Raw genomic sequence first — 14106 nt, forward strand, 5'->3', positions numbered from 1 at the left:
TCATTTAATATTCGGAGGTATTAACAATGAAAATCTTGTTGATTGAAGACGATATAGATCTAAGTCAGGCATTATGCCATAATTTAAATAAAGAGGGCTATGTAGTCGATACCTGTTTTCAGGGTGATGAAGCGATTTATTATGGCAACTCTTCTTCCTATGATGTTATTATTCTAGATCGAATGCTCCCCATCATAGACGGCATAACGATTTTAAAGACCTTGCGCAAGAATAATATTGCCACTCCGATTATCCTGCTCACAGCCATGAACGGAATTAATGATCGCATTGACGGATTGGATGCCGGTGCGGATGATTATCTTGTAAAACCCTTTGATAGCGGTGAACTATTGGCAAGAATAAGGGCATTATCCAGGCGTCCCAGAACGATCGAAAGCAACACTGTACTTAAGTTTTCTAATTTTTCTTTGGATACTGACCTACATACTTTATCAACCGAATCAAAGACCGTTACTTTATCCAATAAAGAAGCCAGCTTATTAGAGTTTCTGATCCGAAATCGCGGACAAGTCCTTACCAGAGATCAAATCCTTGCTAGAGTTTGGGGATTAGATACTTTTGTGGAGGATGGTAATATTGACAATTATATTTATTTTGTCAGACGAAGACTAAAGGTTGTAAACTGTAACGCACGAATTAAAACCATACATTCAGTAGGCTATCAGCTTGAAGAATTATGATTCATAACTTCTAGGAGGAAAATAATGATTAAAGCACTTCGGAATAAATTAGTCCTGCTATACTCCGTATCGACGGGGTTCATTCTGGTTATTGTAATCATTGTCCTTTTGATCTTTACTGAAAAAGAATTAAAAGATAAATGGCAGGAAACCTTTCAAAATCATATCAATACGATTATAAATAAACTTCAATTTGAAAATACGATTAGTGATGTCTGGCTTTCTCAATTAGAAGCAAAAAACAATCTTATCATTCATATTGAAGATAATGGAAACCCACTAAACTTCCCCGGAGTATTGGATACTCCAACCAATCGCCTTGCGTTGCTAGATCGCCTATCTGCTCTTGCTTCAGAAGAAGGAATTAATACAAAAAAACCTATCCTATCCTCCTTAACCCAAAGCAGCATTTTCACAATTAAAGGGAAGAAGAGTGATATGTATTACGGATGTGTTGCAATAATTCCAAATGATTCAAAATGGAGAAGTATCTTATTAATTCAGTATCTTCCTGATTATTCTTCCTCTATTCAAAATCAACGAATTATGTTTTTCCTTTTGGGTTTTTCAGGGATCTTTGCTTTATTTATCGTTAGTTTATGTTTTGTATCAAGAATGCTTAAACCAATCGAAGAAAATAATGTAAGACAGACTCGTTTTATTGCTGCGGCTTCCCATGAACTACGCTCCCCTTTAGCCGTAATCCGGGCAAATCAGGCATCAATCACTGATGTCTCCCCACAATCGCAAAAATTTCTTACAGGAATTGATAACGAATGCAAACGTATGGCACGTTTAGTTGATGATATGCTATTTCTCGCCTCTGTTGATGCAAAGTCCTGGACAATAAAAAAAGAGCCGGTAGAAACCGACACTCTTTTCGTTGAAACCTATGAAGCTTTTCTTCCATTATTCATTCAGAAAGAAATCACTCTTCTTCTGGATATTCCGGACGAAGAGCTACCTACCACCTATGGAGATAAGCATCGTTTACAGCAAATTCTCTCCATACTACTAGATAATGCCTTATCCTACACGCCCTCTCATAAAAAAGTCACATTACGAGCCTTCGTATCGAATAACCATCTCTACTATGAAGTTGAAGACCAGGGTACTGGCATTGAGGATCAACATAAAAAACAAATATTTGACCGCTTCTACCGCATGGATCAATCCCGTAATGATAAACAACATTTTGGTCTTGGATTAAGTATAGCGAAAGAATTGGTTCATCTTCTTGGGGGTAAAATCTCGGTTAGAGATGCCGAAGGTGACGGAGCTATCTTTGTAGTTTGTTTTACAGTAAACTCTTGGTGAGTAAAGAAAGTAATAACGAAGACTAATCTGTTTTTTCAACAAGAAGCCATTGAGCTGCACCTATATCAGTGTACTCATAAACCTTTAGAGCTGATTTTCTAGAATCTCATCTCCTTTTTTATTAATAAAGTTCAGGGCATTATTCATAGTTGTATGGCTAATTGCCATCATAGATTCTTCCGTTAAAAATCCCTGGTGAGATGTAAGAATTACATTGGGATACATTAATAACCTTGCTGTAAAAGATGTCTGTAGGATGTCTTCTGAATGATCTTCAAAGATTAAATTACTTTCTTCTTCATATACATCTAATCCAACAGCCCCAAACTTACGATTTCTGATGCCCAAAATCAATTCATTGGTATCAACTAATCCACCGCGGGATGTATTAATGAAAATAACACCATCTTTCATTAAGCTAATTGTATCTTTATTAATCATATGATAAGTATCTTCCGTCAAAGGGCAATGAAGAGAAATTAAGTCTGATTCAGCAAAAACTTCATCTAATGACTTATATGCCATAAATTTTAAAGATTCATTTTGGTACTTATCATATCCAATTACATTCATACCAAATCCGTAACAGATTCTAGCCATGGAGGCTCCTATTTGACCGGTGCCGATAATACCTGCAGTCTTGCCTATAAAGTTTCTTCCCATTAAACCATCCAAGCTAAAATCATTTTCACGATTTCTATTGTATGCCTTATGTATTTTTCGGTTTGCAGCTAAGGCTAATGTTATGGCATGTTCTGCTACGCTATCCGGCGAATATCTTGGAACATTCATAACAGTAATTCCGCATTTTTTTGCTTCTTTCAGATCAACATTATTGTATCCTGCACATCTCATAAGAATTAATTTAACCCCATAAGAATGCAATTTATTTATTACCACCGAATCAATAGTAGCGTTTACAAACGCGCAAATAGCATCGTAATCCTTCGCTAACGAAACAGTTTCTTCGGTAAGATTCGGTTTGACATATTTTATAGTAATATTAGGATAGTCTTTTAATATTGGGTTAAAATAATCCTTATCATATGTTTTTGTTCCAAAAAATAATATATTCATTTTTCCTCCTTGGTTTTATTATTTTGTTGACTTGTAGATTTTCACATCCTAATTGAAGTTTATCATCTTTTTACTCTTAATGCCATTATCTTTTTTATCAAGTATGATAGTTCATATTCTTCTATATTTTTATGTTTTTTTTGCCATCTACCCTTCCCTTTGCTCCAAATATTTAATTGTAAAATATTGTGACTAAGCAATCTCTTTACAGACTTTTAAATTTCTGTTCAATAGTCTCTATTACATCAGAATAGTGCCTTATGCCATTAACTCTTTCGCAAGAAAGTGCTTCAGATACAATTGGAAATTCATCTATGAATTGCATATTTTCTATAAAATAAATTCCTAAAGAATTTAAGGTCTCAATTAATATTTCTTTCTTATCAGTCCAAATTGTCATATATTTGAAACTAGTGACAAATACTTCATTTAAAGATTTATCATCATAATTAGCTATTCCAAATTGTAAATATCCGTCATTTGTAAGTTCAAATGAAAAATCTTGATAGATATGAATAAGATTTTCTTTTGTAGTAAAATCACTCAAAATAAGTTCATCATCCTTAAACCCAATTAATCCATATGCAACTTTATCAAATATTTTGTTTACTATTGCACAGAATACATCCCAAACCTTATCAGAATCCACATTTACTTCTAAATAGTGTGTAAATTTTTCTCCTGATACTTCCTTAATTGTATATCCTTCAATAATGTTTGCATTATTCCTTTTTTCATTAATTGCCTCTACATCATAAGCACTAGGATATTCATTATTATTGGGAATTCTAATTCCCAATGGCAATTTATAAATAGACATTCACTCTATCCCCCTGATATAAATTTCACTTTATCTAACTATTTTAAACTTTTGCAAACTATAAGCATGGTAACATTATACAGCAGCTTTTTCTTAATATCAATTTATCTGACTAGCCTAAATAAAAACCTTTTGGGTTTTTATTTACTTTACATTATTATTTATATATATTTGTCTAGGAATACATAAAAGGAGCAGATATCTTACCACTATCTACACTCTCTACTACTAACTATACCTTGCTTGAATAGTTTTATATCAGCCTCCACACGATAGATGCCTGTTGTCTTTGCCATGCTACTATCTCCTTTGATTTTTCAGATAGTAGAACAGTATGGATATATAGGGGCAAAAAAAGGGATACTCCCACATTGTTCTAATCTGTGTTAGTATCCCTTATCTGTTCAAACACCTGTTATTACAGGCTTTTCACTTGTTTTAACTGATGGAGCTGAGGGGAGTTGAAGTACCGTCTATTCTTATCAAATTCCCTATTTATAAGACTTTCATGATATTATTTATATTAACTGACCAAGATTTGACCAACTTATCTGATTGAATAATTTTTCCAAACACAAGCTATTATAATTAGATTTACTCTACTAAGAACCTCATTATTTTTTCATACGATAATCAATAACTTTATATATTGAACACTATGAACTCTTGTCTATTTCTTGAGAAGAGTTTATAGTGTTCACTTCGTTATTGTAATTTATGATCTTCCGAAAACCCACTATATAATGTTTCTAAAACGGTATTGTAATTTTTAGCTGACCTATAGTGATGTTTATTAATTCCAATATCTTTCGATAAGGTTGATATTGAAATTCTTTTGCCATCTTGTAATTTAATAAGAATTAAATATACAAACCCATCTTTTTGACTAGATAATTTATAATTAAGCTTCATTGATTGCAAAGTATTTAAAACCGTTTGTATATCTTCCTGTTCAGTAAGTAAATAAAATCCTGACGGACCATTAAACACTATTTCCTTTATATCAGATGTAGTTGTTTGTTTTAACTGTCTCAAATCACTGTTTCCTGTCCAATAAACAAGTACAATTACTAAAATAATTACCACTATTGAGGAAATAATTGCAATCACTTTTTTCATTATATAACCTCCTCTTAAAAATTATTCAGTTGATTTTACACTTCTAAAATTATTTCATTATATATATATATTAATTAAATCTGAAAACTTTAAACGATTATTCAGTTACATTACTAATTCTTAGTAGAACATTGATAAGGAATGAATCCAAGTATAGGTAGATCCTCCATTCGGAAATGTTGTACCATTAGCACTGTAAGAAACAATTTCTGTACCTCCTACCATACCATCAGCAAGAGTTGATCTCATTCCTGAGTTCCATATAACCACATATTTTGTTGAGTCTGATTTGTATCCGTAAACTGTTACTTGATGATTCCTTGCTCCTGCTTCGCAATGGATAAGTATAGGATATTTTTTATCAATATTAGTCTTTATACTTGACCAAGTCATCCTATTTAACACATCCAAATTTAAGTTATTATAATTTATACCATAAGCTTGAAGAGCCAATTGTGATACACCTATAGATGCACCTGAATTATAACCCACTTTCATTTTATCACAAACATTTACAGCAGTTATACTTGTCCCTTTACGATAATTAACAGTTGTTGCAACTGCAGCAGCCCAACAATCACCGTATTCAATTTGACCTTGTTTCTTATATAATGCACAGACCTTATTCGCAGTTGTTGATTCACTAAATGAAGGCGTATATGTATCCTTTACTAAAGTATCATAACTTTTCTTAGGAGTTGTATCTGTCTTAACAAACTCATTAATTCTATTAAAAATTAGTTTCTGTTTTTCCTTATATTTTAAAACTCTAAATTCCTTCAACTTCTTATTTTCATTTCCATAAAGATTTTTTTCATAATGTGAATTCTCTGCAATAATATCATTATCAGATTTATAAAACAAATAATCATTATTTGTATAATCTACATCATTTAATTCTTTTACCATTTCTTTAGAAACAGCTAATCTCCATCCATCAGTAGTCCCCATTACACATAGAGTTAAAATCACTTCATTCTTATTATTTAGAATTGGATAATAATAACTCATCTTGTTTAGTTACATCAATATCATAAATCACATATGGATTACCTAAAGTTAAGTTATTTAAATCCACAGATTTTAAATTAAAATCATCCTCATAATCTTTAACAACCTTAATAATATCTTGATAATTATCAGAAGCGTATTGAGTTGCATCAACAGGAATTTTATTAACTAGGGCATTATCTGCTGCCATCGCATTAATTGGTAATATTGTAATTAATAAAAACATTACAAGTAGTGATAAAGAAGTAATAACTCTTTTAAAATTAATAACCATTTTTTATAAACCTCCCTTACTTACATTTTACACTTAATATCATTCTTAGAATAGCATTTTAATTTGGTTTTTCAACTAATTATGTAAAATATTACTAAAATAATAGTTTTATAAATGTAAAATGAATTAGTAAATTGCAGTTTGCTCAATCCAGGAAGGTGCTGACGTTTCTTGGTCTTAGCTTGGCAGTCCCAGACAAGGTCAGTACTACAATGGGCTTCATTGCACGAGTGATATTTTGATACTGAAAAGCCTTCACAGGCTTAATTATCTGGAGAACAACCTTTCTTTGACATTGAACTTATAAGCCCGGCTTTCTCCATTCGTTCGATCCAGCCTGTCGATAGATAATCAACCTCGATCAAAATGAACAATATGATTTTCTCTTAGTATATTTACCTCCGTAGGAGTTTATTACTTCTTTTATCCTAGATTATTCATCTAGATATTTTTAACGGTGCTTCACACCGCATTGTTACTGGTTTTATTCTGCTTTTTTACTTTCACTTACAAAGTGAAACACAATTGCATAGAAAAATAGCCTTTTAAAATATAAAACCCTTATGCGAGCATTGTTAAAGGGATGATGCATATTATATTTTTACAAATGGTAACGTTTCATTTAATGTTAACGCCCTTCTATTCAATTTTCATTATTATAATAGGTAATGTAGCTTTGTTTTTACCCTTATTCATCCCAAATTTATACCCAAAAACATTCGAATTGATACAAAACAAAACGTTTTGAAACCAGTTTTCCAGTATTCTTATGACAAACAAAAAAATGCTCAAACTCCTAAAATCAAGGTGTTTAAGCACTTTTAAATGTTGTTAATTAGTATGGAGCTGAGGGGAGTTGAACCCCTGTCCGAAAGCCCATCCATTGCAGTTTCTCCCATTACAGTCGGTCTTTTATGCGAACCCGAAGTCCAGGTGAACTTTAGTTCACTATTCCCTCCGCTAAGCGCCGACAGACAGGCTCTTAGTTTCAGTAGCTTCATAAATCTTCTAACTCCTCAAAGCTTTGGAGATAGAGGGCCTCGCTAGTTTGATGCCGAGGTCTTAAGCCGCGAGATGCTTAAGGTCGACAGCTGCCACTAGGCAGCGTACGCTAAATTTTCGTCTGCGTTTAAATTTAATTCTAAGTTGGTGACGCAGTCCTAGTCTGCGAATGGCTTCCACAATTTCCAAACCCCCGTCGAAACCAGTACAACCCCTAAGAATAAGAGTGTGATTACAAAATAGTGTGTTTAGGGCTTCACCCTACAGTGACTATCCGTAATATCCGGCTAACAGACGCATATTCATCATAATATAATTTATGCACTTCGTCAAGCAAGAGGAATGAGATTATTGAAATTATTGCTGCCAATCTTGCCAAGAGCTTCTTAATCCATACTAATATTCCAAATACACCAAATTCCTCTTTTAAGAACAAGTAAATATTTAACAAATTAATATTAATTCAGTTAATCTTAATTTAATCAATCTAAAGCATAAGGTTTTTATAATTGAGAAACTACTTTTATTACTTCGATAAAAATGTATTTTCAATATAAACATATTAATAATTAATATAGATTCTTCACTTTAAAGTCCTTTTCCGCTTCTCTTCTCATATCTTTTTTCGCAATATCCTGACGTTTATCATAAAGCTTCTTACCACGTGCAAGACCGATTTCAACCTTCACTAAGCTGCCCTTAAAATACACCTGTAACGGTACCAAGGTATACCCCTTAGTCGCTAGTTGTCCGTTAATTTTATTGATTTCAAACTTGTGTAATAATAGCTTCTTCACTCGAAGCGGATCTTTATTAAAGATATTACCCTTTTCATATGGGCTGATGTGCATACCATAGATATACACTTCGCCATTTTCAATGCGAAGAAAAGATTCCTTTACACTACACTTTCCCATTCGCAAGGATTTTACTTCCGTACCGTGCAATGCGATGCCAGCTTCATACTTATCCTCTATAAAATAATCAAAATACGCTTTTTTATTGTTTGCGACTAATTTTATATTTTCCCCCACTTACTCTTCAACCTCCACGAGTGCAAAATCGATGGTACGTAAAAGCTTATCCGCATTTACTACCTCAACCATCACCTTTTGTCCTAATTTATATATCTTCTTGGTGTGCTCACCTATCATCTGGTAACGCTCTTCATCATAGATATAATAGTCATCCTGCATCTCACTGACACGAATCATACCCTCCACAGTATTCGGCAGTTCGACATACATACCCCAGGAAGTTACTCCGGAGATTACTCCCTCGAATACTTCACCAATATGACCAGCCATATATTCCACCTTTTTCAGTTTCTGTACTTCACGCTCGGACTCATCCGCTCTACGCTCCATCCTACTGGAATGATCAGCCACCTCAAAGAGTATCTTGTCATAATGAATTCTTCTCTTTTCCCCAATCTTACCGTTCAAATTTTCCTTAATTATTCGGTGTATCTGAAGATCAGGATAACGACGAATCGGTGAAGTAAAGTGGCAATAATACTTTGCAGATAATCCAAAATGTCCGGAGTTGGACACAGTATACTTGGCCTGCTTCATCGAACGAAGAGTCAATCTACTGATTAAAGCTTCCTCTGGGGTATCCTCCACCTTGATTAATAGCTTTTGTAATTCCTTTGGATGAATATCCTCCTGACCTACTTTAATGCTGTAACCAAAGTTATTAATAAAGATAGCAAGCTTTTTAATCTTTTCATCATCCGGTGTGTCATGGGTACGATATACAAACGGAACTTCCTGCCAGAAATAATCCTCTGCGATTGTTTCATTTGCAATTAGCATAAATTCCTCTATGATCTTTGTTGCCTTATTTCTATCATATGCTTTAATTTCAATCGGTTTACCCATCTTATCAACCAGTATCTTACTTTCCGGAAAATCAAAATTAATTGATCCACGTTTATGACGTCTCTCTCTTAATACCTCTGCTAATTCCTGCATTAATAAAAACATGGGAACGAAATCTTCATATTCCTTCTTGACTTCTTCGTCATTGTCTTCCACGATCTTAGCAACATTTGTGTAAGTCATTCGACGGTCGGATCGTATCACCGTTTCCGCAATCTGATGACCAATCACTGTTCCTTTTGAATCAATATCCATAAAGCAACTTAATGCTAAGCGATCAACACCAGGATTTAAGGAACAGATACCGTTAGAAAGCTTATGAGGCAACATCGGAATAACACGATCAACAAGATATACACTTGTTCCTCTTTTTAATGCTTCCTTATCAAGTACTGCATCCTCTCTGACATAATGTGATACATCCGCAATATGAACGCCCAGATGATAGATGCCATCCTCCTTGGATATACTAATTGCATCATCCAAATCCTTTGCATCTTCTCCGTCAATCGTAACTGTTTGAATGTTCCTAATGTCCATGCGAACAGCGATTTCTTCCGGATCAATTTCATCCGGTACTTTATCTAGTGATCTCATAACCTCCTGTGGGAAATCCACAGGTAAATCATATGCTCTAACCACTGACATGATATCAACACCCGGATCATTTACATGTCCCAGTATTTCAACCACTTTTCCTTCTGGGCTATGGCTAACATCTCCGTAATTGGTTATCTTAACAACCACCTTATGTCCGGTTACAGCACCCTTGGTATGCTCCTTAGGAATAAATATATCCTTCCCAAATTTTTGATTATCCGGTAATACAAAGCCAAAATTCTTACTTTTTTCAAAGGTTCCAACTATCTCATTCTTACCACGCTCGATGATGTTAATAACCTCGCCTTCTTTACGTCGGCCGGTCTGTTCATTCTTTATCACAATCATGACACGATCGCCATGCAGCGCCCCCTTGGTTGCATCTCCGGGGATAAATACATCTTCCGTTTCTCCTTCTATAACCACAAAACCAAATCCTCTTTGTGTACCGGAGAAAGTACCTATCTTCGTATCATCACCTGGTTTCTTATATCTGCCCTGGGAATCTACAATAATCGTTCCTTGTGAAACCAATTGATCAAGTACAATCTTTAAATCATTCTTCGCCCCTCTTGGAACTTGTAATAGTCCTACAAAATCCTTGAAACGCAAAGGTTTATATTCTGTGTCGGAAATCAATTGTTCCAACATTGCTTTTTTTTCTTCTATTTGTTCCTTTTCCATATATCTCTCCAATCTGCTATCTAATCTCTCTATAAATATGTCTTTTCAATAAAGCATTTCCCACTATATCTTTAATTTATTCCTATTGTTTTAAGACGAATATATATAACGAATGAGTATTTTACTATTAGTAGTATACCATAAAATAGCAGTATTTAAAACACAAAGCTAAATAAGAACTCAAACAAAGAATGTGTCTTACCACATTCTGAATAAGGTAATATTTCTTCTACAGCATTCACTATCTTTATTTTGTATAGTTTTACAACAGGGTATTATTTTACAGCAGAAAAACATTTTCACCCCAACTCTTGACAAAGAGCCATAAAAAAAGCTGATACAAAACTATAATCTTATGTCAAGATTATCTTGCCTTGTATCAGCCTCTTACAATGGTAACTTGATTACCAAGCTTTTAAATTCAGTATTACAGAAATAATGATGAACGCTGCAGCTAAATACTTTGTTGCTTTTTCCAGCGTTCCTTCCATGGAACGACCTTTATTCTTGGACCAATAAGTGTCACTAGAACCGGTAAGTGCGCCGCCTAAACCGCCTGTTTTACCTTCCTGTCTTAATACGATAAATGTTAATGCTATACAAACCAATATATAAACTATCTCAATCGCTAATCTTAAATACTCCATGTCCACACCTCCTCAAAAACTAATCTCAATTTTACCATATAATATTTTTTATTTCAACTATTTTTTGATTAGTAAGGACTTACCTGTCATTTCAACCGGTTTCACCATACCCATCATCTCAATCATCGTAGGGATAATATCAGCAAGACAACCATCCTCTGCTAACTTGTAATCCTTATTATAATTAACAAGAATAAATGGAACCGGGTTTGTTGTATGAGCTGTGAAAGGCTCGTTAGTGTTATAATCCACTAACTGCTCTGCATTTCCATGGTCTGCACAGATAAACATCTGGCCGTCAACAGAAAGTAATGCTTCAACTGCCTTTCCTACGCATTGATCAACTGTTTCAATAGCCTTGATTGCTGCATTTTCGATTCCGGTATGACCAACCATATCCGGGTTCGCAAAGTTCACAACAATTACATCATATTTTTGAGATTTGATTGATTCAACTAACTTTTCAGCTACTTCAAATGCACTCATCTCAGGCTGAAGGTCATAGGTTGCAACTTTGGGAGAGCTAACAAGGATTCGATCCTCACCCTCATTCGGAACCTCAACACCAGCATTGAAGAAGAATGTTACATGTGCATACTTCTCAGTTTCAGCAAGACGAAGCTGTGTCTTGTGGTTCTCCGCAAGAAACTGGCCAAAGGTATGGTCAACTGAAATCTTATGGAAAGCAACTATTTTATTCGAAATAGTTATATCATACTCAGAAAAACATACATAAGTTAAATCAAGTCTCTTTGCACGCTCAAAGCCTGCAAATTCATCATCACAGAAAGCTCTGGTAATTTCTCTTGCTCTGTCAGGTCTGAAGTTAAAGAAGATTACAGAATCTTTATCCTGAATGGTTGCAACTGGCTTGCCATTCTCTTCCACTACGGTAGGTAATACAAATTCATCGTATTTTTCCTGATCGTAAGAGTTTTGTACTGCAAGAACACCGCTATCTGCCTTCTCACCTTCACCAAGCGCCATCGCTTTATATGCTTTTTCAACACGATCCCAACGGTTGTCACGATCCATTACATAATAACGACCCATAACTGTTGCGATTTTACCTACACCGATAATCTGCATCTGCTCCCAAAGAGCCTCAACAAAACCTTTACCAGATGCTGGTGGCGTATCTCTACCATCTAAGAATGCATGAACATATACATTTGTAAGACCCTGCTTTTTCGCAAGCTCTAATAAAGCATATAAATGAGTATTATGACTGTGTACACCACCATCCGAAAGCAAACCGAATAAATGAAGTGCAGAATTTTGTCTTTTACAATTATCAATTGCTGCTAATAATCCAGCATTTTTAAAGAAATCGCCATCCTTGATTTCTTTTGTAATTCTTGTTAACTCCTGGTATACGATACGACCGGCACCCATATTAATGTGACCAACTTCAGAGTTACCCATCTGTCCGTCCGGCAGACCAACTGCCATACCGCTTGCATAACCTTTTACAAAAGGATACTCAGCCATTAATTTATCCATAACCGGAGTTTTTGCTTCGGCGATTGCATTCGCTTCCTTCTTATCATTCAAACCATATCCATCTAATATCATTAAAACTGTAGGCTTTTTACTCATGTTCTTACTCCTTTACTAACCACGAAAAGCAAGTTTGCTTTTTCTGTCTTATCCTCATACACTAATATAATACAAATTTAGAACTATGTAAATGTAATAGTCACCCATATACACCCACAAAAACCTCAAATAGATTATGCACCATATCAGAGGTAAAGTAAATACTAAATACGTAAACTTCATAGAAATCAATCTCGATGTTTTACAATTTCAAGAAATGTGAAACATATTTTCATAAACAATTGCTTAAAGCAACCGATATCCCTGCTACTTTAACATAATGTATATAAAATATGTTTCACATTCTTAAATCAATACAAAGGACGAATCCTGACGAAGAGCGATGTATTCAACAAATCATTCCTCACTATACGATAAATAGGTATTGATATTGTCCTTATTAAGTAATCGATATATATTCCAATCAATTGGATTCTTACTTATAGTTTACTATTTTACCAAAATCAGCTTTTAAGCTAGCACCGCCTACTAATCCACCATCGATATTAGCCTGGGAGAATAATTCAGCTGCACTTGCTGCTGTTACGCTACCGCCGTACTGTATGCGAATTGACGCTGCAGTTGCATCATCATAAACTTCAGCGATGCACTCACGGATTGCTTTACAAACTTCTTCAGCCTGCTCAGTTGTAGCAACTTTACCGGTACCGATTGCCCAGATTGGCTCATATGCAATAACAGCTGTTTTAGCCTGATCAGGAGTAACATTTAAGAAGGCGATTTTGATCTGCTGACGTACAAAATCAATAGTAACGCCCTGCTCTCTCTGAGCTAAGGTTTCACCACAACAAACGATAGGAGTGATTCCATGCTCGAATGCCTTTAATACTTTCTTATTAACAGTTACATCTGTCTCTGCAAAGTATTCTCTTCTCTCGGAATGTCCGATGATTACATACTTAACACCGATATCTGTTAACATGTTAGGTGCGATTTCGCCTGTGTATGCACCGTTTTCTTCAAAATACATGTTCTGAGCACCGATTGCAATATTAGAACCCTTAGCTGCCTCAATTGCTGTGGTTAAGGAAATTGCAGGTACACAGAATATTACATCTGCATCTTCTGTTACAACTAAAGGTTTTAACTCATTGATTAAGGTAACAGTCTCGGAAGGAGTTTTATTCATCTTCCAGTTACCAGCGATAATCTTTTTACGCATGATAATCCTCCAAATTATTATATAATTTTTGAATCGAAAGAGAAACACATACTCTACGATTCTACTACAGGTTTTCAATATCATTCAAACAAATACAAATCTTAAGAGTATAAAGACAGATGTATCTACTTATTTAAATAAACATGAATGATACAACTATAAACAGTTCATTCCTTACAAATAAACTGT

General features: G+C 34.5%; 12 protein-coding genes, 1 other RNA gene and 1 pseudogene. 2 read left to right on the plus strand and 12 right to left on the minus strand.

Going from position 1 to position 14106, the window contains the following annotated elements:
* Positions 1-26: 26 nt before the first annotated feature.
* On the plus strand, positions 27-701 hold the full coding sequence (locus AC6IWN_RS11480) for a response regulator transcription factor (RefSeq protein WP_497987549.1): 675 nt from the start codon (positions 27-29) through the stop codon (positions 699-701).
* A 24-nt stretch (positions 702-725) separates the two neighbouring features.
* Positions 726-2018: a sensor histidine kinase gene (locus AC6IWN_RS11485; RefSeq protein WP_497987550.1), complete on the plus strand. Its 1293-nt coding sequence runs from the start codon at positions 726-728 to the stop codon at positions 2016-2018.
* 84 nt (positions 2019-2102) lie between these two features.
* Here AC6IWN_RS11485 and AC6IWN_RS11490 read toward each other — a convergent pair whose 3' ends face one another.
* The 12 genes and pseudogenes from AC6IWN_RS11490 to tpiA all read right to left on the minus strand — a co-directional run bounded on the left by AC6IWN_RS11490 (position 2103) and on the right by tpiA (position 13920).
* Positions 2103-3095, minus strand: coding sequence for a 2-hydroxyacid dehydrogenase (locus AC6IWN_RS11490; RefSeq protein WP_497987551.1), 993 nt, complete (start codon positions 3093-3095; stop codon positions 2103-2105).
* A 205-nt stretch (positions 3096-3300) separates the two neighbouring features.
* Positions 3301-3915, minus strand: coding sequence for a hypothetical protein (locus AC6IWN_RS11495; RefSeq protein WP_497987552.1), 615 nt, complete (start codon positions 3913-3915; stop codon positions 3301-3303).
* A gap of 705 nt (positions 3916-4620) precedes the next feature.
* Complete coding sequence (locus AC6IWN_RS11500; RefSeq protein WP_497987553.1) at positions 4621-5034, minus strand: hypothetical protein; 414 nt, start codon at positions 5032-5034, stop codon at positions 4621-4623.
* Between the two features lie 120 nt (positions 5035-5154).
* Positions 5155-6045, minus strand: a complete 891-nt coding sequence (locus AC6IWN_RS11505) for a C39 family peptidase (protein ID WP_497987554.1) — start codon at positions 6043-6045, stop codon at positions 5155-5157.
* Positions 6017-6319 (minus strand): hypothetical protein, encoded by a 303-nt coding sequence (locus AC6IWN_RS11510; RefSeq protein WP_497987555.1) that lies wholly within the window; start codon positions 6317-6319, stop codon positions 6017-6019. Before AC6IWN_RS11510 ends, AC6IWN_RS11505 begins: the two co-directional genes overlap by 29 nt.
* A 266-nt stretch (positions 6320-6585) precedes the next feature.
* Positions 6586-6703 (minus strand): annotated as a pseudogene (locus AC6IWN_RS11515) (IS3 family transposase); the annotation flags it as partial.
* 454 nt (positions 6704-7157) lie between these two features.
* Positions 7158-7536: a transfer-messenger RNA gene (ssrA, locus tag AC6IWN_RS11520) on the minus strand.
* 354 nt (positions 7537-7890) lie between these two features.
* The gene (gene smpB / locus AC6IWN_RS11525; protein WP_497987556.1) at positions 7891-8355 is read right to left on the minus strand and encodes an SsrA-binding protein SmpB; all 465 of its coding nucleotides are present in this window, start codon (positions 8353-8355) and stop codon (positions 7891-7893) included.
* On the minus strand, positions 8356-10488 hold the full coding sequence (gene rnr, locus AC6IWN_RS11530) for a ribonuclease R (protein ID WP_497987557.1): 2133 nt from the start codon (positions 10486-10488) through the stop codon (positions 8356-8358). It abuts the gene before it with no gap.
* Positions 10489-10892: 404 nt separating this feature from the next.
* The gene (gene secG, locus AC6IWN_RS11535; protein ID WP_497987558.1) at positions 10893-11135 is read right to left on the minus strand and encodes a preprotein translocase subunit SecG; all 243 of its coding nucleotides are present in this window, start codon (positions 11133-11135) and stop codon (positions 10893-10895) included.
* A gap of 57 nt (positions 11136-11192) precedes the next feature.
* Complete coding sequence (gene gpmI, locus AC6IWN_RS11540) at positions 11193-12734, minus strand: 2,3-bisphosphoglycerate-independent phosphoglycerate mutase (protein ID WP_497987559.1); 1542 nt, start codon at positions 12732-12734, stop codon at positions 11193-11195.
* Positions 12735-13170: 436 nt separating this feature from the next.
* Positions 13171-13920, minus strand: coding sequence for a triose-phosphate isomerase (tpiA, locus tag AC6IWN_RS11545; RefSeq protein ID WP_497992201.1), 750 nt, complete (start codon positions 13918-13920; stop codon positions 13171-13173).
* Between the last annotated feature and the right edge of the window lie 186 nt (positions 13921-14106).

Source organism: Variimorphobacter sp. HTMS_6 (assembly GCF_059717775.1).